Below are 21,437 nucleotides of genomic sequence, written 5' to 3' on the forward strand. Positions count from 1 at the left end.
CACCAATAAGACGGATCTGGCGAACCCCTCAAACATGAACCCCGCCCGCCGATTCGACCTGCTGGCTGTCGGCCTGATGGCGATCCCGGCAGTCGCCGCGTTGATCGTCTGGAATAGCCTCCCCGCCGAGATGGCGATCCACTGGAACGCTGCCGGCACCCCGGACAACGCGGTTGCGAAACCGCTGGCGACGCTGGGGCTGCCGCTGTTCGGCATCGCCACGGTTGTCGCCGTTCGCCTGCTGCCCGACTCGCTGACGAGCACACCGGGCGGCGAAACCCCCGCTGTCCTCTTTGTCGGCGTCGTCTTCGCGTGGGTCGAGACGCTGGTGCTCGTGTGGAATCTCGGCTACCGGTTCAACGTCACCCTCGCCACGCTGCCCGTGTTAGTGCTGGCTGCGGGGCTGGTCTGGTACGTGTTGCGGACGAGCACGCGGTGAGTGTCCCGCCTGCTGGGGGCTGCGACGACACATGTGGAGAAACATGTATGTCTGTCGCGCCGGTATTCACGCATATGGCAGCCGGAGACGGTACCGCAGAAACGAAAGTGAGCGATCGGGGAATGGTCACGATTCCGGCTGATCTTCGTCGCCAGCTCGGGATCGAGCCGGGCGACAAGCTCCGCTGGACGGCCGACGAGGAGGATGAGCTTTCGGTCGAGGTCGTCCACCAGCGCGAGGGCGTGTTCGATGATTTCGAACCCGTCGACGCCGGGGAAACGAACGCCGTCGAGGCCGAACGCGAGTTCGGGGCCGAGTGATGGCGGTCGCGCTGATCGATACGAACGTACTCTTCGCCAGCGCGAGTGCCCGCGACGAGTACCACGACCGCGCCAGCGAAATCGTCCGTGGGATCGACCACGGTGAACTTCCCAACGCTATCGTCACGAACTACGTCGTCGCGGAGACACTGAACATTGCCACCACGAAACTCGGCTCGGATGCGGCGACCCAGCTACTCGACCGACTCATTGCCGGCGCGCGGTTCGAACTCACACACGTCGCACAGGCCGATTTCAACGCCGCACAACCGATTTTCCGCCAGTACAGTGAACTCTCCTTCGTCGATGCGGTTCTCGTGGCACACATGCAGCGTACCGACATCGAATACATCTACTCGTTCGACGACGATTTCGACGCCGTGACCGACATCACGCGGCTGTCGACAGCGACCAACCCCTTCTCGTAACGCTTCTCGCTTATGCCTCACCCGGCCGATAGTCCCGACTCACCGCCCGCCACTTCCCAGTCCGGAACCGCCACAGCGTCACCGCCGCCGGCACCCCAGTTTCAAGCACCAACGCGACGTACAGCGCGGTCTCGCCGAGTGCCGTCACCGTCCCGAGATACGCTACCGGCAGGGTGAAGACGTAAAGCCCGATCAGCGACGCGTAAAACGGAATCCGCGTGTCGCCAGCCCCACGCAGCGCGCCCGTTGCCGAACCATCGACGCCCATGGCGACGAGGCTCACCGCCGAAACGGCGATAAATGTCGCCGACAACGCCACCGCCGCCGGATCGTCAACGAAGAGGGTCGCTATCGGCTCGGCCAGCAGGATGACGACAGCGGCGACCAGCAGGTGGACAACGGCGGCGAGCGTGATAATCTGGGTGCCGTAGGCCGTCGCCTCTCCTCCTCGCCCGCGCCGAGTTCCTGTCCGACGAGTGTGCTGGAGGCGATCGAAAGTCCCCAGCTGGTGCTGTTGGCGATGTTACGTACCCGGCGGCCGACTTCGAGGGCGGCCACCGTCGCCGAGCCGAAACTGGCGGTGATCGCCAACAGCGGAAAGGTAGCAAGCCCCTGTGAGACCCGCCGGGCGATCAGCGGCGTCGACACCCGGAGCAGCTGCCCCAGAAGCTCGCGGTCGAACTGCGGGCCAGCCAGCGAGAGCGCGACCGGGCTGGCACCGCGACCAAAGTACTCGCGGCCAAACATGCCCCACGAGAACACCAGGGTGACCACCCCTGTCGCCACCGCGGTGCCGACCGCCGCGCCGGCGACACCCCAGCCGAAGCCGAAGATCAGCGTCCCGCTGAGGACGACGTTCAACACCGCGCCGCCGGCCCGCACCACCATCGGCGTGAACGTGTCGCTGACGCCGGCGTAGGTGCGGCTGGCGATCATGTTCAGAAACTCGAAGGCGAGTGCGGGCGCAACGATCCCGAGATACGTGGTGCCGTAGCCAACCGCCGCAGCGTCGTTGCTCAGGAGGGCGATGAGTGGATCGGCAAAGAGGACGAAGCCAGCAACGACCGGGATCGCCAACGCGAGGGCGACCCAGACACTCTGTTTGACCAACAGCGCGGCGCGAGCGGACTCACCGCCGCCGTAGTTCTGGGAGACTAACCCGACCGTCCCACCGGCAAGGCCGATGGCAACGAACTTCCCGACCGTCCAGTACGCGCCGGCAAACGCCAGCCCGGCGACCGCTGGCGCGCCCAACACCGAGCCGACCATCGCAAGGTCGGCGGTCTGTTTCGACATGATGGCAAAGCCGGTGATCACCCGCGGCCAGGCGAGATCGACCGTCGCCGTCAAGCGGTCGCGCTCGATGATCCCCAGCCGGGCCAACAGCGCGGCGAGGACGGCGAACGGACGGGAGAGGTCGACCATTCAACACCAGTTTGGGAGCGGTCGGTTTGCGTCTATTGCTTTCACTGCGGGGCCGATGGAGAGACCGGCCGAAAGACCGTAAGCCGCTTACCGATCACGGGGTAATCACACCCATGACTCCCGATCAGTGGCGCACCTACCTCGTCACACAGCAGTCCCTTTCTGCGGGCCGGTCGACGGAAACTATCGTCGAGGCGGCCATCGATGGCGGCATCGACGCCGTCCAGCTCCGCGAGAAAGACACCTCGGCGCAACACCGGATCGAACTCGGTGAGCGACTCCGCGAGCTGACAAGCGACGCTGGCGTCGATCTCATCGTCAACGACCGGATCGATATCGCCTACGCGGTCGGTGCCGACGGCGTTCACCTCGGCCAATCCGACCCCCGGTGTCGACGGCCCGGGAGATCCTTGGCCCGGAGGCGACGATCGGCGTCTCGGTGTCGACGGTCTCGGAGGCCCGGCTCGCGGCGATCAGCGGCGCGGACTATCTCGGTGTCGGCGCGGTCTACGGCACCGACTCGAAGCCGGACGCCGAAACGGCCGACGACGGCCTCGGCGTCGACCAGCTCGCCAAGATCGTCGAAGCGGTGACGATCCCGGTCGTTGCCATCGGCGGCATCACCCCGGAGAACGCGGGCGGCCCGATCCAAGCCGGCGCGAGTGGCGTAGCGGTCATCAGCGCGATCACCGCCGCCGACGATCCGGCGGCCGTCACCCGCGCGCTGCGCGAAGCGGTCGACAACACGGCCGAAAAAGCGGAGGTGGCCGCAGATGACTGACGCGGCTGTGTCGCCGGCCGCGCTTGCCGAGTCGCTGACGAGTCTGCGGGAAACTGAACCACTGATCCAACACCTCACCAACCGGGTGACGATCAACGACGTGGCCAACAGCACCCTCCACTGGGGCGCGCTGCCGGTGATGGCCGACGGGCCGAACGACGGCCCGGAGATGGCCCACGGCGCGAGCGCAGTGCTGCTCAACACCGGACAGGTGAACGACTCGCTCAGCGAGGCGATCTATGAGACCGGACTCGCGGCCAACGAACTCGGCGTGCCGGTCATCCTCGACCCGGTTGGGATGGGGTCAACGCCGACCCGAAACGAACTCGTCGAGCGACTGCTCGCGGATGTCGATTTCGCAGCGATCAAGGGCAACTACGGCGAGATCACCGCTCTCGCTGGCGCGGAAGCCGAGGTCAAAGGCGTCGAATCCGTCGGCGAGTACGACGAGATCGAACAGACGGCACAGGCGGTCGCCGACTCCGCCGACACTGTTGTCGTCGCCTCCGGCGAAACCGACATCGTCGCCACCGCTGACGCCGCCTACCGCGTTGCGGCCGGCCACGAGATGATGGGCGAAGTCGTCGGCACAGGCTGTATCCTCGGCGGCACGGTCGCCACGTTCTGTGGCGGCGTCGACGACACGCTGACCGCTGCACTGCACGCGACGCTGGCCTTCGGGCTCGTCGGCGAGCGCGCAGCCGACGACGAGTACAGCGGACCAGCAAGCTACCACACGAACCTGCTCGATGCGATCTGGAATCTCACACCAGAGACCGCCAGCGACCTCGACGTCGACCTCGACGAGCGAGTTGAGCGGATTGCGTAAGCCAAGGATCACACGCCAACCAGAGTAAGGGCTAACCCCCGGCAGCGGCAAACGAATGTATGCCCACCGCCGACGCGACAGGCGACACCGAACCGAGCGACGCCGACCTCCGTGAGGCCGCCAAGACTGCCCTCACCCAATGTCTCAACCTCAGGAGCGAGGAGACCTGCCTGATCGTCACCGACGACAAACGAGAGCGAATCGGCGAGACCCTCTATGCCGAAGCCAGCGCGATCACCGACGACCCGGTGATCGTCCGCTACCCACCTGGCCCTCAACACGGCGCGGAGCCACCCGAACCCGTCGCCGCCGCCCTCAACGCAGCCGACGTGTTTCTCGCCCCAACGACGAAAAGCATCAGCCACACCCGCGCTCGCGGCGACGCCTGCGAGAACGGTGCCCGCGGAGCGACCCTCCCGGGGATCACAGAATCGGTCTTCGTCACCGGCCTCGATGCCGACTACGAGGCGATCGAAGCTCACAGCGAGACCCTCCACGAACAGGTCAAAGATGCCGACGAGATCCGGGTGACCAGCCCGCAGGGCACCGACATCACCGTCGAGATCGGCGACCGCGAGTGGCTGCTCGACACCGGGATCGTCCACGACGACGGCGGCTTTTCCAATCTCCCGGCTGGCGAGATCTTCGTGAGCCCCGAGAGTGCGACCGGCACCTACGTTGTCGACGGGACGATGCGACCCCATGGGCTGCTCGACGACGACCAACAGCTCACCTTCGAAGTCGAAGACGGCTATGTGACCGAGATCAGCGACGACGCGATCCGAAGCCAGATCGAAACCGCCGCCGAAGAGGTGGGCCGCGACGCCTACAATCTCGCGGAGTTGGGGATCGGTACCAACGTCGGCGTCGACGAACTCGTCGGCTCGGTGCTGCTCGACGAGAAAGCCGCCGGTACTGTCCACCTCGCGATCGGCGACAACGCCGCCATCGGCGGGGAAACCGACGCGCCGCTGCATCTCGACGGCATCCTCCGGGAGCCGACGGTCTACGCCGACGGCGAAGAAATCGAGTTGCCGGCCTGAAAGCGAGCGGGGCGTTCAAGAACCACCGGGCCACACAGCCAGTATGCAGCTTTCGGAGGCCACGTGGCCCGATATCCGCGACTGCGAGAGCGACCTCGCGGTGCTCCCGGCCGGGAGTACCGAACAGCACGGCCCCCACGCCCCGCTCGGCACCGACGCCAAAACTGCCGCCGCCGTCGCCGAGGCTGGTGTTGAGACCTACCGCGAGCGAACCGGCGTGGACGTGCCGGTCGCGCCAACGATCCCGGTCGGAATCGCCGCCGAACACCGCGCCTTCGATGGGACGCTGTGGGTCAGCCCCGAGACATTTCGGGCGTACGTCCGGGAGACCGTCGCCAGCCTCGCCCATCACGGCTTCAACCGCGTCGTCATCGTCAACGGCCACGGCGGCAACACCGACGCACTCCGGGAGGTAACCGGGGTTATCTCACGCGAGGACGACGCCTACGTGGTCGCCTTCACCTGGTTCGACAGCATCGATACCGACGAAGCGATGGGCCACGCTGGCCCCGTCGAAACCAGCCTCCTCTCTCACATCGACGACGAGGCGATCCGCGAAGACAAAATAGATGCCGCCCGCGAGGGCGCCAGCGAGGGTGGGGCGAGTGGGTCGCCGGCGTCAACCTCGCCCACGACAGCGACGAGTTCACTGACAACGGTGTCGTCGGCGATCCAACCGGGGCGACAGCCGAACTCGGCGAGCAACTCCTTGCCCGCAGCGGCGAGGCACTTGCCGACCTGCTTGACGCTGTTGACAACAGAGAAAACTAACGACGCAGACCAACAACGTTCGATGCCGGCTTAGTCGTCGTCGCTGGCATCGCCGTCCGCATCATCGTGGGCGTCCTGGAGCGAACTCCGGAGCGCGGGACGGTGCCGGTGAGTTCACCGACGTCGTCGTGGGCGGCCTCAATTGTTTCCAACAGTTCCTCGACGGCCTCGATGTCGGCCTCCAGATCCTCGGCGTCCTCGAAGGCATCGGCGCGTTCGCCGAGGGTGTACCACTTTTTCGCCTGGCGGAGGTGCTCCGGGGCCTCGCCGACATCGAGGGCGGATTTCAACCCGTTGAGCACGCCGAGGACGTTGTCGGCGTCGGTCTCCCAGATATCGTCGGCCGTCGGCAGGGCCCCGCGGGCCGCCGACAGGTGCTGTTCGACATCCTCGCGGGTCTCCGCAGCGGCCTCGCCGAACAGCTCGTCGTCATCGAAGGTAGCTTGACTCATAGTTGATGCTAGGCGCGGGGGCGGTTAAAAACGAGCCCGAAAGTGAAAGTGAAATCAGCCGTGCTGTCGGCTCATTCGCCGGCTTCGTCGACGGCGACCAACTTCATCAGTGGGTAGCCATCCTCCATCTCCATACGAGTCTGTGCGGTCACGCCCTCATACTGGATTTGCATCTCAACGGTCATCAGACTCCCCGTAAGTTCGGTGTAGCCGCTGTCGTGGTCGATGGCGTCGGCGACCCGGTCGTCGTCGATGGCGACGGTGACCGACTCGCAAAACGGTTGGTTCTCGATGGCCTCAGCCATCGCCGTCTCTAAGCTTCGGGTGCTGTCGGGGCTAACCGGCGTGCCGGCAAACTGGTGGTACAGCGAGCCAAATTTGATACCGGCCTCAAAACAGGCCTGTTCGGTGGCGGGCGGCATACAGCAACCACGGTTGGCGGCGGCTAAGGCGTGTCGACTCGGTGAGGGGCGACACCACCGACCGGGGCGTAAACGCTAACAACTACCATGAAATCGGCACGGAACCGCGCGTTACTTACGCGTCGTCCTCCCTTTGCCGAATGAATGGCGCGATCTGTGCTGCTGACTGGGGCCGGCGGTCGTGTCGGGCAGGCCATCCTCCGGCATATCGGCGCCGACTACGACTGGCGGCTGTTGGATCGTGAGCCGCTTCCGGCGGCGAAACTCCCCGATGGGGTGGACAACAGCGACGTCTACGTCGCCGACGTGACCAACCGGGAGGCGGTGCGCAACGCCGCCGAGGGCTGTGAGGTCATCATCCACCTCGCCGGCGACCCGCGACCGAACGCCCCGTGGGAAAGCGTCCTCCACAACAACATCGACGGTACACAGTCGGTACTCCAGACCGCCGTCGATCTCGGCGTCGAAAAGGTCGCCTTCGCCTCCTCGAATCACGCGGTCGGCAACTACGAAACCGAAGCAAAGAAACCCGATCTCTACCGCACCCACGACGATTTCACGCTTGACGGAACCGAACTCCAGCGACCCAGCAACCTCTATGGCGTCTCAAAGGCTGCCGGCGAAACCCTGGGACAGTACTACCACGACGAACACGATCTTTCGGTGGTCTGTGTCCGGATCGGCAACCTCACCGAGGGCCATCCGCCGCGCAACTACGAGCGCGGCCAGGCGATGTGGCTGTCCTACCGAGATTGTGCCCACCTCTTCGAACGCAGTATCATCGCCGACTACGGCTTCGAGATCGTGTACGGCATCTCCGATAACGACCGTAAATACTATTCTATCGAGAACACCCGACGCGTGCTCGACTATGAGCCGACAGACAACTCCGCGGAGTACCACCTCGACGGCACGCCGAAAGACGAATCCGAAGCCTAACCTACCACGTCGAGGGCAGACAGGCACAGGCGAACCCGCCACACCGAAGCAGGAGTGATGATGTGATCTAAAATCGGTAGTCAGCCGGCTGGAAACCAGCAGTACACCGACTAGCCACGCGAACTGTTCGTTGCCACACCTGTCGCTGACACGTGCTGTGTCAGCGTTCGAATAATGGGTAGGGGGTTTAGGGGGTCAGCGAATCAAGGCTGAGTGGTGCCTCGATTCTCAGTGTTGAACATGGTACCCGTCTGCAGTGATACCACCATTCACAGACGGTATCTGTACATAACCGGGAGATAGCTAATAAAAATACTGGCCTTAGAATCAACTCTGATAATTCAATCAGCCGATCCGGCCATCTCATCGAGGGTGAACGGCGCTTGCGGTTCGACACACGCCCAACTGTCCAAGCAGTCGGCCAGCATCGACACGGAACTCCCAGAAGTGACTACTGGACGGTGACTGCCAGCGCGAATCAAAAAGCCCGGAAAGAAATCGGTCAGGTAGGGTGTGCAGGCAAGAGTAGCCGTCTGGTGTCAACAGTCAGGCGTACCATGTTCAACACTGAGAACCGAGACACCAGACGGTACCAGATAATTGTGGGTTGGATGTAATAAAGATATCGGCTGAGGAGGTCGATCGCCCTACTCGTCGACGGCGACAGCGTCGGCGTCGGCTGCTTCTGCGGCGGCGGCTTCCGCGGCCGCTGCTTCCTCGGCTTCGGCTTCTTCCTTCTTTTCTTTGATTTTCTTCATCCGGAAGATCTCTTCGCGCTCCTGTTCTTCGAGCTTCTGTTCGATGTACTCTTGGTTGGTGTAGAGATCCGGGAGGAGTTTGAACTCAAGGGCGTTGACGCGGCGTTTTGTCGTTTCGATCTCCGTCAGCATCTTTTTCATCGCCGTTTCGACCTCCGCGGCGAGGATAATCGTCTCCAGTAGTTCCTCGTAGGCGTCGGCGGCCTCGTCGATGCGGGCCGAGGAGCCGAGCAGCCCGTAGCCGCGCTCATCGAGGGACTTCTTCACCTTCGAGGATTCGATCTGTGGGACGACGACACCCATGATATTCTTCGATTGGATCGTGATCTCGGGGTGTTCCTTGAGCGCGGCGGCCGCGCCGCGAACCGCCACGTCGCCTTCCATCGCTCGCGCCATGTTGAGCTTCCGCTGAGCGGTCTCGTAATCCTCGTTGAGGTCGCTGCGTACGTCTTGGGCCTGATCGAGGATATCCATGAACTCCATGATCAGCCCGTCGCGCTTCTGTTCGAGCGTATCGTGGCCACGCTCGGAGAGCTCGATGCGATCTTCGATCGCCATCAGGTTCTTCCGTGTCGGTTTAACGTCCTCAGCCATCGCTTACCGGACTGTTGGCGGCCACGGTGTTAATCTTTTCAGTTCGGTCGAAAAAATGAGCCGCGGGTGGGTGTCGACAGTCCCGATTAGTCGGCAGGCTGAGCGCTTGCGCCGCCACCGACGGATTTCAGGATGTCGTGGTTCTGCAGGAGGTACGCGCCGTAGCCGACCTTCGCGGTGAGGTCAAGCACCATGAAGGCGGCCGTCTCGGTGTACAGCGGGATGAAGCCGAGCGTCCCTTCGGTGCCGAGGATCCAGACAACCGGGTAGGCCAACCACAGCACGATCAGGAGGTTCTTCAACGTGTTCGTCAGGCTGCGGGCCGCATCGGACTGGTTTGCCGCGGCGGCGCTGAGTGTGCCGACGAGCACGTACAGGAGGACGAGCAGGGCACCGGTGCTGATACCCCACCAGACGATCCGCCAGATCGCTTCCTGTGCGAAGGCGCCAATGAGACCGGTGGCGATCATGAACACGTCGAGGCCGATCAACGTGTAGATCGTCTCTCGGTCAGCATTGGCGAGCAACGCAAGGTCTAACAGGAGCAACGGTGTGGTAAACAGCCAGTCAGTATACCGTGCCCAGTAGATGTCAAGCACGGTGCCGTCTACCAGTTCGACCTCGGTCAACCCGAAGCCGGTTGCCATCGCGAAGTACATGCTGAATGCGATGGTCGTAACGAAGATGTTGATCGCATAGAACTGTTTGAGCTTCGTGTCTTTCACGCCCCACCCCCGGCCAAGGAAGTACAGGAGTCCGAGGGCCATCCCTATTGTGCCGATCCACAGCCAAATCTGCTCGCTGCCTGGTGTTACTGGTGCTGCCATAATCCATACGTAGTTAGGGGCGGAAATGGTAAAAACTGCTTACCAGACTGGTTAGGGAACCTCGGATCACCGACCTCGAAACCGCCACCAGCAACCGGTGATCAGCTATCTCCCGAAACAACATGTGGTGACTCAGCGATGAGGCCGTCGACACCGGCCTGAGCGAGCGCGTGGGCCTCCTGTTGGGTCGTCACCGTCCAAGCGTTGATTCGACGGTCGGCAGTGTGCGCACGGTCGAGCAACTGGTCGCCAGCGGCGGTCGTCGTACCCGATTCGTCGAGGAGCGCATCCAGCGGCGGGTGGATCGCTGCGGCATCGTAGCGGTCAGCGAGATCGATCCCGCTCTCCACGTCGTCGGCGACGAGCGGCGCGACGGGAACCGCAGGATCGACTGCACGGGTCGCCGCCAGCGCGCCCTCGTAGAACGACGAGACGAGCAGGTCGTGGTCGGTGTCGATCGCAACAGCAAGCGCGCGTGTAACGAACGGTCGCCAGCGGTCGCCAGCGGCGCTGCGAGCGTCGTCGTCATCGACTTCGCCAAACTGGAGTCCCCCGCATCCGGGGTGTTTGAGTTCGAGGTTGACTCCCACCGAGTCGGGGATCGCTGCCAATACCTCGGTCAGTAAGGGGATCGGCTCGTCGCTGTCGCCGATAGTGTACCCGCTGATCCCGTCGTAGGAAAGCTCCCAAACCGGCGTGTCGCTGACGGCCGGCGGCGCGTCGGTCAACCGCGAAAGGTCGTCGTCATGGAAGACGATCACGCGGTCGTCGCTGGTCGCCCGGGCGTCGATCTCGATGGCGTCAGTGCGGTCGTCGCTGGCGGCTGCACGCATCGCGGCGACCGTGTTTTCAGCGTTGTCGGCGGCGTAGCCGCGGTGGGCGATGACGTGTGGGTATGTGCGACCCATTGGGAGCAGGTTGGTGGGGGCCGTCCTAAGTTGGTGGGTGTCAGTCCGCGTGGTGGCAGGGTCGACGGCGACAGCGGCGTCGCGTGCGCCCGGATAGATGCTATTTTACGCCACACCCACAGAGAGGGCCGTATGGACTACGACCCGCAGGAACTCGAAGCCGAGTGGCGGGATCGGTGGGCCGACGAGGCCCGATACGAGCCCGACCCCGGCGATGCGGCAGCCCCCGAAGACGAGGAGACGACGTTTATCACGGTTCCCTATCCCTACCCCAGCGGCGGTATGCACATCGGGCACGCCCGAACCTACACCGTCCCCGATGTCTACGCCCGGTATCGACGCCAACAGGGCGACAACGTACTGTTCCCGATGGCCTGGCACGTCACCGGCACCCCGATCATCGGCGCGGTCGAACGTCTGCAGAAGCGCGAGGAGTCCCAGATGTCCGTCCTGCAGGACACCTACAACGTCTCCGACGACGTGCTCGAAGACCTCGAAACGCCGATGGGCTACGCGCATCACTTCATCGAGGAGCACTACAAGAAGGGGATGCGCTCGCTCGGGCTCTCGATCGACTGGCGGCGCGAGTTTACCACCAACGACGACCGCTACTCCAAGTTCATCACGTGGCAGTACGAGACGCTGAAAGAGCGCGGGCGACTCGAAAAGGGCCTTCACCCGGTCAAATACTGCACCGAGCAGGAAAACCCGGTGACGACTCACGATCTGCTCGAAGGCGAGGACGTGGAGTATCAGGAGTACACCCTGATCAAGTTCTCCCACGCCGGCGACGGCGAAGGCGGCGACGCCAACGACGAAACGGTCATTCCGATGGCGACGCTCCGCCCCGAAACCGTCCGCGGTGTCACCAACGCCTACATCAACACGGAAGCGACCTACGTGGAGGCCAGCGTCGATGGCGAAACGTGGCTTGTCTCCGTTGAGGCCGCAGAGAAATTGGAACTCCAGGATCACGACGTCGAAATCCACCGCGAGTTCCCCGGCAGCGAGGTCGTTGGCGAGACCGTCACCAACCCCGTCACCGGCGACGAGATCATCATCCTCCCCGCGGAGTTCGTCGATCCCGACAACGCCACCGGCGTCGTCATGTCGGTGCCGGCCCACAGCCCCGACGACTATCTTGCACTGCAGGAAGCGAAAGCCGACCCAGACCGACTCAAATCCTACGGCATCGACCCCGACGAAGTCGAGGCCATCGAACCAATCCCGATTCTCGATGTCGAGGGCTACGGCGAGATTCCCGCCAAGGACGCCGTTGAATCAGCGGGTATCACCAACAGCACCGATCCAGACCTGGAGGAAGTCACCCAGGACGTATACAACGCGGAATTCCACACCGGTACACTCCACGACGAGTACGGCGAGTACGCCGGCGAAGTGATCGAAGATGTCCGCGACGAGTTGGCCGCCCACTACCGCGAGCAGGGTGCCTTCGGCGCGATGTACGACTTCCCCGAACCCGTCATCTCACGGGCCGGCGGGAAAGTCGTCGTCGCCTATCAGGATACGTGGTTCCTCACGTACAACGACGAGGACTGGGAGGAGGCCGCCAAGCGCGCCGTCGAGCGGCTGGACGCCACCCCCGAGAACACCCGCGGGGAGTACACCCATACTATCGACTGGCTCAACGAGTGGCCCTGTATCCGCAACTACGGGCTCGGCACCCGGCTGCCGTGGGACGACGAGTTCGTCATCGAACCGCTGTCGGACTCGACGATCTACATGGCCTACTACACGATTGCCCACCGCCTCGAAGAGATTCCGGTCGACGACCTCGATCGGGAGTTCTTCGACGCGCTGTTTTACGGAGCCGACGCCGTCGAGGGCGCAGCCGACGAGCGCGCCCTTGACCTCCGGGCAGAGTGGCAGTACTGGTACCCCGTCACCCAGCGATTTTCGGCCAACGACCTCATCTCGAATCACCTCACGTTCTTCCTGTACCACCATGCCGAACTGTTCGACGAGGCCCAGTGGCCGGAGGGGATCACGATCATGGGCATGGGCCTGCTGGAAGGCGAGAAGATGTCCTCCTCGAAGGGCCACGTCGTCCTGCCCGGCAAGGCAATCGAGAACTACGGCGCGGATACGGTTCGCTTCTTCCTGCTGAACTCCGCCGAACCGTGGCAGGATTACGACTGGCGGGCCGAGCAGGTCGAAGGCGTCGAGGATCAGCTCCGCCGGTTCTGGAACCGCGCCCAAGAGTTGATCGACGACGAGGCGGCGGCTGCCGCCGACGGCGTCGACCCCGACAGCGATCTCGAACACATCGATCGCTGGCTGCTGTCGAAACTCCAGACGACGATTGCTGATGTGACGGCTGCCCTCGACAACGCCGAAACCCGAACCGCCTCACAGGCCGCCTTCTACGGTTTCGAGGAGCACCTCAAGTGGTACCGCCGGCGGGCCGATCTTGATCGGGACGGCGCACAGTGGACACTCCGGCACGTCCTCGAAACGCGGCTCCGGTTGCTCGCGCCGTTCATCCCGTTCATGACGAACGAACTCCACGAGCAGTTGACGGGCACGCCCGCCGAGGACGCGCCGTGGCCCGAGGTCGACGAAAGCTGGGAGTCGCCACGCACCGAAACCGAGGAGCGACAGATCGAACGCCTCGCCGACGATATTCAGGACATCCTCACCGTCACCGAGCAGGATCCCGCAACGATCCGGGTCTACGTCGCCGCCGACTGGAAACGCAAGGTCTTCGAGACCGTTCGGGAGGTCGGCACCGACGTAGGGCAGATCATGGGCGAGGTCATGCAGGATCCCGACCTCCGGGAGCGCGGCGACGCCGTCAACGATCTCGCACAGGATCTGGTCGAACTCGTTCGCGGCGTCGACGACGAGACGCTTGCTGCGATGGCCGAGATCGATGAGGTCTCGACGTACGAAACGGCGGTCGACTTCCTGGAACGCGAGTACGACGCCGACGTGGCGGTCTACGCCGAGGACGGCGACGACATCGACGACCCCGAGGGGCGGGCATCGAAAGCAGTGCCGTTCCGCCCGGCGATCCACATCGAGTAGTCGATCTGGCAGTCAGGCGTCGGCGAGGCCGAGCAGGTCGAAGGCGGTGCCGTTGTTGGCCTCGTTGGCCTCAGTGTAGACGACGTGGGCGGCAGCCACATCTTGAATCGCCAACCCCGTCGAGTCGAAAACGGTGATGCCGTCGGTGGGGGTGCGACCCTCTTTTTTGCCGACAACGATCTCACCTAACGCGCCGTAGATGTCGTCGTCGGTGAGCGTGCCCGCGCTGTAGGGGACGTTGATCTCGCCGGAGTGAGTCGTCTGTTCGTAGTCGTCGATAACGAGTTTTGCATCCAGCAGAATCTGATCCGCGAGTTCGTGTTTGCCCGCCGCGTCCGCGCCGATGGCGTTGATGTGGGTGTGGTTGCCAACGTCGGCGCGGTCGACGATGGGTGATTCGACCGGTGTGACGGTCGAAAGCACGTCACAGGCAGCGGCCTCGTTGATCTCGCCACCCCGCACGTCGAAGCGATCCGCAAAGTGGTCGATAAAGTCGGCGACGCGCTCGGGACTCTGATCGGCGACGACGATTTCCTCGATGGGGCGCACCGTCGCAATCGCTTCGAGTTGGGTGTAGGATTGAACACCCGCGCCGACGATGCCCAGCGAGGTTGCGTCCGCGACTGCGAGATGGTCGGTGGCGACGGCGGCGGCCGCGCCGGTGCGCAGCCGTGTCAGCTCACGGCCGTCCATAATCGCCAGCGGGAATGCGGTTTCGGGATCGGAGTAGATCATTGTCCCCAGCACGGTCGGCAGCCCACGGTCGGCGTTGTCGGTGTGGACGTTGACCCATTTGACGCCCGCGGCGTCCCAGTCGGCGGCCCCCTCGGCGGTTTCGACCGCGTCGCCGTCGACCGAGAGGTACGCCGGCATCGACCGGAAGTCGCCGTTGTACTGCGGGAGGTCGATGTAGGATTTCGCCGGCATCTGGGCGTCGCCGCGTTCGTAGGCCCCGAAGGCGGCTTCGATCGCCGGCACGACCGCGGCCATCGGCGCGTTGGCCCCGACATCGTCGCTATCGAGCAGCAGGGTGTGCATAGCTGGTGCTTCGAGCGCGAGATAGTAACGATTGGGTTGGACAGGGTCGAGCGGGGTGAGGAGTGCCGCCACCGGTTTTAGGTGGCTTGAGACGCACATCTGGGGCATGGTTCTTGACGCTGGAGTCAAGACCGGCGATTCGCTGCAGACCAGTTTGACAACAGCAATCGAACGAGCACTCACACTGGAGACGTGGGTGTCACGCCCCCGGGAACAGGTCACCTCGGAGCCGTTCATCCGCCGCCACACGGAGTTCGACTCGGTGGGGGCATTCTATGCGGCCTGCCCGTGTGACGACGATACTGTCGGCGGCGTCCAACAGCTTCCACCCGACGAACGGGACGCATTCGTCGCGCGGACGACCGATTTCGAGACATGGGACGCGATGAAAGAAAGCGCGGCGATCGAAGACCTCGTCACGCTCCAGAACGTCTGACTACCCCAACCCCGGGATGGCAGCGAGCGCGTGATAGAGCGCGAAACTGATCGCGCCACCGCCGACCATCGACCCGATCCACGCGCCGACCGTGTAGCCGGTCTTCCGAGCGGAGACGCCATCCGAACTCGATGACCCGCCGACGAGGCCAGCACCGACGATACTGGAGATCATGACCTTGTTGAACGAGATGGGATAGCCGAGCGCGATCGCCGCCTGCGCGATGAGAAACGCGGGGATGAACGCGGCGATCGACCGTTTCGGGCCGAGTGAGGCGTACTCGCGGGCCACAGCCTGAATGAGTCGCGGCGACCGGAACCAGCCTCCGAAGAGAATGCCGAGTCCGCCGAGGGCGAGCAGGTACAGCGAGGAAGCCCCAGCGACGATTCGAAGACTGACTCCAGCGGCCCGGTCGCGAGGCCGACCTGCGAGCCGCCACTAGTGAACACGACGACGAGGGCGAGGGCGACCAACATCCGGTTGATCCCGGCCGTCACGTCACGCCGGAGTTGCCAGTAAACCACACCGACCGAGAGAAGCCCGATGAAACCCCCGACGATGATGACGCCGGTCTCGCCGGCCACTGTCGAGGCGAGATCGAACTGCCGCGTGATGACGCCGGCGATCGATGCCTGCTCGCTCTGTGGGGCCGGGAGAAACGACAGTTGGATGTTGGCAAGGGCGTAGCCGACACCACCGGCCAGCAGCGGAATACTCAGCGTATCCGAAACCGTCTCCTCGAGCAACAGCCACGCGAGGCCATACGCGAGAACGCCCTCGACAACCGGAATCGCAAACCAAAAGCCAAGGATCTTGCCGTACGTGACGACCGCGAAACCGCCGCCGAGGGCGATCCCCGCGCCGATTGCCGAGCCGGTCACCGTGAACGCGGAGGGGATCGGGTACCCCCGAGAGTTCCCGATCGTGATGAGCGTGGCTGCGGTGAGCAGCGTTGCCGTGGCGGCCAGCGGGGTGATCGTCACGCCGGTCACCAGTCCGTGGCCGATCGTTTCCGAGATACTACCCCCTGTGCGACAGCCCCAAGCGCGGCGACGAGGCCGACCAACATCGCCCCCCGCATTGTGGACAGCGCGTTCGCGCCGACGGCCGGGGCGATCGGAGCGGAGTTGCTGTTCGCCCCAACGGTGAATGACATAAACAGCGATGCGACGAGTGCAACAGAGACAATCCCGATAACTGAGGACATAGCTGTCTGGTTACCCCGGGACACGACCCGGTAACAGGAATCCGATACGGCATATTCCCGAAGGAACGTTTATCACTCTGTTGGTAGCGTTCGCCGTACGCGGAGTCGACGCTGTTCGCCAGTTTCGGAACTACCCTACCGAACGCAAAACAAAAACCGAATGTGGAGCGTGTGACCGAAAGTAGTTGACAGCCGAGGCGTGGGTCGGAACGGGTGTGAGGTTGGCGTAGAACCTACTTCACATTGCGCCGCCCATGCCACCCATACCGCCCATGCCGCCCATACCGCCAGCACCGCCAGGTCGTCGTCGTCCTCTTTGTCCGTCGAGAGGTCGCCGGCGGAGATGATATCGTCGATCTTCAGGACGAGGTTCGCGGCCTCAGCAGCAGACGCGACGGCCTGCTCTTTGGCGTGGGCTGGCTCGACGACGCCGGCGTCGAAGGTGTCGGTCACCTCGCCGGTTGTGGCGTCGAGGCCGGCGTGGGTGTCGCCACTTTCGTGTTCGGCTCGGAGATCGACCAGCGAGTCGATGGAGTCCAGCCCGGCGTTCTCGGCGAGCACGCGGGGGACGAGTTCCAGCGAGTCGGCGAAGGCCTCGACGGCGAGCTGTTCGCGGCCTTCGATGCTGTCGGCGTAATCGCGGAGCCGCGAAGCAAGTTCGACCTCGGGCGCGCCGCCGCCGGCGAGCACGCGGCCGTCGGAGACGGTCGTCGAGACAACGTCGATGGCATCGCTGATGCCGCGTTCGAGCTCGTCGACGACGTGGTCGGTCGAGCCACGAAGCAGGAGCGTGACGCCGTGTACCTCGTCGCCGCTGCCTTCGACGTAGAACAGTTCGTCTTCCTCGTCGCGGCTGATCGAGCCGGTGCCGAGGTCGGCGGCCGTCAGCGAGTCGATATCGGAGACAACGGAGCCACCGAGGACGTTCTTCAAGAATTTGATGTCGGACTTCTTGGTGCGTCGGATCGCAAGCACGCCCTCCTTGGCGAGGTAATGTTGGGCGAGGTCGTCGATGCCCTTCTGACAGAAGACCACGTCAGCACCGGAGTCGACGATTTTGTCGACCTTTGCTTTGAGCTGTTCTTCCTCTTGGTCGAGGAAGTTCTGGAGCTGGTCAGGGATTCGATCGAGACCTGCGTGTCAACGTCGGTTTCCTCGACCTCGATGGCCTCGTTGAGCAGCAGCGTGTCAGCGTTCTCGAAGCTGGTTGGCATGTCGTCGACGACGGGATCCTTGTCGATGACCGCGCCAACGAGGAGTTCGCTGTCGCCGGCTGAGCGACCGGTCTGGGTTTCGATGTTGAGGTTCTGGAGGTCGACGACGTGGGAGCCGTCGTCGGCTGCGACCGTGATCTGCTGGACGGCGCGGACGACGAGGTCGGCCAGCACGTCCTTTTCGAGCTCCGCGCCCTTGCCGGTCATCGAAGTTTCGGCGACCTTTTTCAGGAGTTCCTCGTCGTCGGGGTCGACGGGTTCGGCGATGTTGTCGACTTCCTCGCGGGCCTGCTCGCTGGCGAGGTGGAAGCCCTTGATGATCGCCGTCGGGTGGATCTCCTGGTCGAGCAGATCCTCGGCGTTCTTCAGGAGTTCACCTGCGATAGCGACCGCAGTGGTCGTCCCGTCGCCGGCCTCGTCCTCTTGGGTTTCGGCGACCTCGACGATCATCTCGGCGGTCGGATTGTCGATATCCATCTCGGTGAGGATGGTGACGCCGTCGTTGGTGACGGTGACATCGCCCGTCGAGCTGACGAGCATCTTGTCCATCCCTTTCGGTCCGAGTGTCGATCGGACGGAATCGGCGACCGCCCGAGCGGCCGAGATGTTGTACTGCTGGGCGTCCTTGTCCTGGACGCGCTGAGAGTCCTCTCCGAGAATGATCATCGGTTGACCCTGCTGCATGCGCTGACTCATAGTTCACTGCGTGATTGTTTGTGATTCTATATAACCCTGTTGGTCATGGTCGACAGCGACGAACGAAGCCACAATTTCCGAATCGAAAAAACACACAGCAAGCGCCGGGGTTCGATCGTTTCATGCCGCATGTTACCACGCATCTTTGCGTGAGAAACACCCCGAGTTCGACTCGATTTATATACGTACCACCGAGCAGTCCAGAACACACCAAGAGCGTTCGACACCCGCGTCCAGCACGCGACTGGACAGATAAACACCACTGTCCACCAGTGCGCACGTACATACGCACGCAGGGACTCATCTCACGTATGGTACCGATTGTCGGCGGCCTCGTCTCATTTGTCATCGCCCTCCTCATCGGCGGCGTGGCGATCTCACTCAGCGCCCGAGTCATCGTCGATGTCGACGACTACGGGCACGCGATCATGACGGCGTTTCTCGGCGCGGTCGGCTGGGCGCTCACCTCGTGGGTGCCGCTGATCGGCCCTCTCATCGCCCTCGTCGTCTGGATTGGCGTCATCAACTGGCGATACCCCGGCGGCTGGATGAACGCCGGAGCCATCGGCTTCATCGCCTGGCTCGCGGCGTCGGTCATCCTGTTTATTACAAACAGCCTCTTCAGTCTCGGGATCGGCGCGTTCGGCATCCCCGGCGTCTAAAAAAGCGACAGCGGCGGCCGCGCTCAGGTTTTGTCGATATCGGCGGCGGCCTCAGCCTGTTCGACCACCGACTCCAGCGTCGCCTTTGGATCGGTCGCGGCGACAGCGGCGTTGACCGCGCCTTCAAGCACGGGGCCGTCTGCGATGACGGCCTCGCCGTCATGCATCTCGATGGCGACCTCGGCGTTCATGACTGCGCTGCCGAGATCGACAAGGACGACAACACCATCCCCATCGTCGGCGGCGGCAAGCGCGTCGCTGATGCGGTCGACGTTGGTGCCGATCACCCCGTCACCGTCGCCACCGGCGGCCTCGATGGCGGTGTCACCACCCATCTCGGCGGCGACCTCGACGATCCCCTCGGCGGCTTTCGCGCTGTGGGAGACGACGACAAGCCCGACCATCACTCCTCCGCGGCCTCCGCATCCGGGATCGTCGGCGACGACGCGTCGACATCCGGCACCTCGCTGTCGAGGTGGTCAGCCGCCGTTTCGAGCAGTTCCTCCATGATGTAGAGCGTACTCGTTGCGCCGGGATCCTGATGGCCGACTGACCGCCAGCCGAGATAGGAGGCCCGACCCTTACTCGCCCGGATCGGGACTGTGAACTGAACACCGGCCTCGGCGGCGGCGACCGCCTTGGCGAGAGCCTCAAGCGGCGGGAGGTCGTCGGTCTCGATGGATTTCTTGAACGTGTGGACGGCCGGCGTCAGCGCGTCGACCATCGTCTGGTCGCCGACGCTGGCGTCGCCGCGGTCTTGCACCTTTTCGAGGTAGGTCTCCGCGAAGGCGACGGCGGTTTCCGGGGTAACCCCGTCTTCAGTTCTTGGCAGCAAAGACGAGCGACCCGCCGTACAGCGGCCCAGCCGCACCGCCGACCTCCGAGAGTACCGTTTTGCCCGCGGTTTTGACGACGGTCTGGGCATCAGGATCTTCAAGATCAGCGACGGCATCAGCGGCTTCGGCCCAGCCGCGGGCCATGTTGCCGCCGTGGTCGGCATCACCGATCGCGGAGTCGAGGTCGGTCAAATGCGAGCGTTCGGCTTGGATGCGCTCAGCAACGGCTTCGACGGCGGCGACGACGGCGGCAGCGTCCCCGCTCATTGCACTGTCAGACCCGGGGTGTCGGCCGGCGCGTCGAGCAGCTCCTTGAGTTCCTCATCGACCGCACAGACCGTGATCGACGCTCCCTCCATGTCCAGGGAGGTCATGTAGTCGCCGACCCACGCGTCCCACGTTTCGAGGCCGTGGTCGCCGATGAGTTCCTGCAGCTTGCGGTTGACGACGAACAGTTCCATCAGCGGCGTCCCACCCATCCCGTTGACGATGGTGACGACCTCCTGTCCCTCGTCGAGATCAAGATCGTCGAGGACGCCTTTGGTGAGTTCCTCGGTGATCTCGTCGGCCGACATCACGTCGGTGCGCTCGGTGCCCGGCTCGCCGTGGATGCCGATGCCGAGTTCGATCTCGTCGTCGGGGAGATCGAAGGTTGCTTCGCCTTTTTCCGGCGTTACACAGGACGTGAGCGCCATTCCCATCGTGCCGACGTTGTCGACGACCTTCTGGGCGACCCGCTGGACTTCGTCGAGGTCGGCTCCTTCGGCGGCTTTCGCGCCGGCGGCCTTGTGGACGAGGATTGTCCCACAGACCCCACGACGGCCCGATGTATACAGCGAGTCCTCGACAGCGACGTCGTCGTTGACGACGACGGTGGCGACATCGGTACCCTCCATCTCGACCATCTCGATGGCGGTCTCGAAGTTCATCACGTCGCCCTCGTAGTTTTTGATGACGGCGAGTACCCCTTCGCCGCTGTCGGTGGCATCGAGCAGGGCCTCGAACTCGTCGGCGGTCGGCGAAGAGAAGACGTCGCCGGCGGCCGCGCCGTCAAGCATGCCGTCACCGATATAGCCCCCGTGGGTCGGCTCGTGGCCGCTGCCACCGCCGGAGACGACACCGACTTTGCCGTCGACAGGCGCGTCATCACGAACAAGCACCTGCGTGTCAGGCAGCCGCCGCATGTCGGGGTAGGCCGCAGTCATCCCATCGAGCATTTCATCGACGACATCGTCCGAATCGTTGATCAGTTTCTTCATAACCATGTTCATAATTGTCTGTGATAGACTAAAGGTTAATTGCGCCAGGATGTCAGGTAATACAAAGACCGACCGTTAATTACTCAGTCGCATATCGGTACGCAG

16 protein-coding genes and 7 pseudogenes are annotated in these 21,437 nt (G+C 63.7%); 11 read left to right on the forward strand and 12 right to left on the reverse strand.

The window, feature by feature from the left end:
• The first annotated feature begins 34 nt into the window (after window positions 1-34).
• The 3 genes from ACFQJB_RS11660 to ACFQJB_RS11670 all read left to right on the forward strand — a co-directional run bounded on the left by ACFQJB_RS11660 (window position 35) and on the right by ACFQJB_RS11670 (window position 1,187).
• Window positions 35-439, forward strand: coding sequence for a DUF1648 domain-containing protein (locus tag ACFQJB_RS11660; protein WP_379727507.1), 405 nt, complete (start codon window positions 35-37; stop codon window positions 437-439).
• Window positions 440-513: 74 nt separating this feature from the next.
• On the forward strand, window positions 514-759 hold the full coding sequence (locus ACFQJB_RS11665) for an AbrB/MazE/SpoVT family DNA-binding domain-containing protein (protein ID WP_379727510.1): 246 nt from the start codon (window positions 514-516) through the stop codon (window positions 757-759).
• On the forward strand, window positions 759-1,187 hold the full coding sequence (locus tag ACFQJB_RS11670) for a type II toxin-antitoxin system VapC family toxin (protein WP_379727513.1): 429 nt from the start codon (window positions 759-761) through the stop codon (window positions 1,185-1,187). The genes ACFQJB_RS11665 and ACFQJB_RS11670 overlap by 1 nt, the downstream gene beginning before the upstream one ends.
• Before the next feature lie 10 nt (window positions 1,188-1,197).
• Here ACFQJB_RS11670 and ACFQJB_RS11675 read toward each other — a convergent pair.
• Window positions 1,198-2,612: pseudogene (locus ACFQJB_RS11675) on the reverse strand (MATE family efflux transporter).
• A gap of 113 nt (window positions 2,613-2,725) precedes the next feature.
• Here ACFQJB_RS11675 and thiE point away from each other — a divergent pair.
• The 4 genes and pseudogenes from thiE (at window position 2,726) to ACFQJB_RS11695 (ending at window position 6,036) form a co-directional block, all read left to right on the forward strand.
• Window positions 2,726-3,393: pseudogene (thiE, locus tag ACFQJB_RS11680) on the forward strand (thiamine phosphate synthase).
• Window positions 3,386-4,222 carry a hydroxyethylthiazole kinase gene (thiM, locus tag ACFQJB_RS11685; RefSeq protein ID WP_379727516.1) on the forward strand — a complete coding sequence of 279 codons (837 nt, stop codon included), beginning with the start codon at window positions 3,386-3,388 and terminating at the stop codon, window positions 4,220-4,222. Before thiE ends, thiM begins: the two are co-directional and overlap by 8 nt.
• 59 nt (window positions 4,223-4,281) lie before the next feature.
• Window positions 4,282-5,265 (forward strand): aminopeptidase, encoded by a 984-nt coding sequence (locus ACFQJB_RS11690; protein ID WP_379727519.1) that lies wholly within the window; start codon window positions 4,282-4,284, stop codon window positions 5,263-5,265.
• 43 nt (window positions 5,266-5,308) lie between these two features.
• A pseudogene (locus ACFQJB_RS11695) lies at window positions 5,309-6,036 on the forward strand (creatininase family protein).
• 30 nt (window positions 6,037-6,066) lie between these two features.
• On the opposite strand, the pseudogene ACFQJB_RS11700 reads toward ACFQJB_RS11695, so the two are convergent.
• Window positions 6,067-6,488 (reverse strand): annotated as a pseudogene (locus tag ACFQJB_RS11700) (DUF5790 family protein).
• 71 nt (window positions 6,489-6,559) lie between these two features.
• Window positions 6,560-6,910, reverse strand: coding sequence for a dihydroneopterin aldolase family protein (locus tag ACFQJB_RS11705; RefSeq protein WP_379727522.1), 351 nt, complete (start codon window positions 6,908-6,910; stop codon window positions 6,560-6,562).
• A 144-nt stretch (window positions 6,911-7,054) separates the two neighbouring features.
• Between ACFQJB_RS11705 and azf the strand changes: the two genes are divergently transcribed.
• The gene (gene azf / locus ACFQJB_RS11710; RefSeq protein WP_379727525.1) at window positions 7,055-7,849 is read left to right on the forward strand and encodes an NAD-dependent glucose-6-phosphate dehydrogenase Azf; all 795 of its coding nucleotides are present in this window, start codon (window positions 7,055-7,057) and stop codon (window positions 7,847-7,849) included.
• A gap of 647 nt (window positions 7,850-8,496) precedes the next feature.
• On the opposite strand, the gene ACFQJB_RS11715 is transcribed toward azf, so the two are convergent.
• From ACFQJB_RS11715 to ACFQJB_RS11725, 3 genes are all read right to left on the reverse strand, one after another.
• A complete protein-coding gene (locus tag ACFQJB_RS11715; RefSeq protein ID WP_379727529.1) occupies window positions 8,497-9,201 on the reverse strand; it encodes a V-type ATP synthase subunit D in 705 nt (234 codons plus the stop codon).
• Window positions 9,202-9,287: 86 nt separating this feature from the next.
• A complete protein-coding gene (locus ACFQJB_RS11720; protein ID WP_379727532.1) occupies window positions 9,288-10,028 on the reverse strand; it encodes a bacteriorhodopsin in 741 nt (246 codons plus the stop codon).
• Between the two features lie 101 nt (window positions 10,029-10,129).
• On the reverse strand, window positions 10,130-10,936 hold the full coding sequence (locus ACFQJB_RS11725; protein ID WP_379727535.1) for a glycerophosphodiester phosphodiesterase: 807 nt from the start codon (window positions 10,934-10,936) through the stop codon (window positions 10,130-10,132).
• Between the two features lie 132 nt (window positions 10,937-11,068).
• On the opposite strand from ACFQJB_RS11725, the gene leuS reads away from it, so the two are divergent.
• Window positions 11,069-13,984 (forward strand): leucine--tRNA ligase, encoded by a 2,916-nt coding sequence (leuS, locus tag ACFQJB_RS11730; RefSeq protein ID WP_379727538.1) that lies wholly within the window; start codon window positions 11,069-11,071, stop codon window positions 13,982-13,984.
• 12 nt (window positions 13,985-13,996) lie between these two features.
• Here the strand turns inward: leuS and ACFQJB_RS11735 are convergent, their stop codons facing one another.
• Window positions 13,997-15,022 (reverse strand): ornithine cyclodeaminase family protein, encoded by a 1,026-nt coding sequence (locus tag ACFQJB_RS11735; protein WP_379727541.1) that lies wholly within the window; start codon window positions 15,020-15,022, stop codon window positions 13,997-13,999.
• Window positions 15,023-15,128: 106 nt separating this feature from the next.
• On the opposite strand from ACFQJB_RS11735, the gene ACFQJB_RS11740 reads away from it, so the two are divergent.
• Complete coding sequence (locus ACFQJB_RS11740) at window positions 15,129-15,458, forward strand: hypothetical protein (protein WP_379727544.1); 330 nt, start codon at window positions 15,129-15,131, stop codon at window positions 15,456-15,458.
• Here ACFQJB_RS11740 and ACFQJB_RS11745 read toward each other — a convergent pair.
• Window positions 15,459-16,665 (reverse strand): annotated as a pseudogene (locus ACFQJB_RS11745) (inorganic phosphate transporter).
• A gap of 135 nt (window positions 16,666-16,800) precedes the next feature.
• A pseudogene (gene thsB / locus ACFQJB_RS11750) lies at window positions 16,801-18,575 on the reverse strand (thermosome subunit beta).
• Between the two features lie 311 nt (window positions 18,576-18,886).
• On the opposite strand from thsB, the gene ACFQJB_RS11755 reads away from it, so the two are divergent.
• Window positions 18,887-19,237, forward strand: a complete 351-nt coding sequence (locus ACFQJB_RS11755) for a hypothetical protein (protein WP_379727547.1) — start codon at window positions 18,887-18,889, stop codon at window positions 19,235-19,237.
• A gap of 23 nt (window positions 19,238-19,260) precedes the next feature.
• Here the strand turns inward: ACFQJB_RS11755 and dhaM are convergent, their stop codons facing one another.
• The 3 genes and pseudogenes from dhaM to dhaK form a co-directional block, all read right to left on the reverse strand.
• The gene (gene dhaM / locus ACFQJB_RS11760; protein ID WP_379727550.1) at window positions 19,261-19,641 is read right to left on the reverse strand and encodes a dihydroxyacetone kinase phosphoryl donor subunit DhaM; all 381 of its coding nucleotides are present in this window, start codon (window positions 19,639-19,641) and stop codon (window positions 19,261-19,263) included.
• Window positions 19,641-20,340, reverse strand: a pseudogene (gene dhaL, locus ACFQJB_RS11765) (dihydroxyacetone kinase subunit DhaL). Before dhaL ends, dhaM begins: the two are co-directional and overlap by 1 nt.
• Window positions 20,337-21,332: a dihydroxyacetone kinase subunit DhaK gene (gene dhaK / locus ACFQJB_RS11770; RefSeq protein ID WP_379727553.1), complete on the reverse strand. Its 996-nt coding sequence runs from the start codon at window positions 21,330-21,332 to the stop codon at window positions 20,337-20,339. The pseudogene dhaL and the gene dhaK overlap by 4 nt, the downstream one beginning before the upstream one ends.
• Window positions 21,333-21,437 lie beyond the last annotated feature (105 nt).

It is taken from the genome of Halonotius sp. GCM10025705 (genome assembly GCF_042662885.1).
Lineage (GTDB): Archaea > Halobacteriota > Halobacteria > Halobacteriales > Haloferacaceae > Halonotius > Halonotius aquaticus.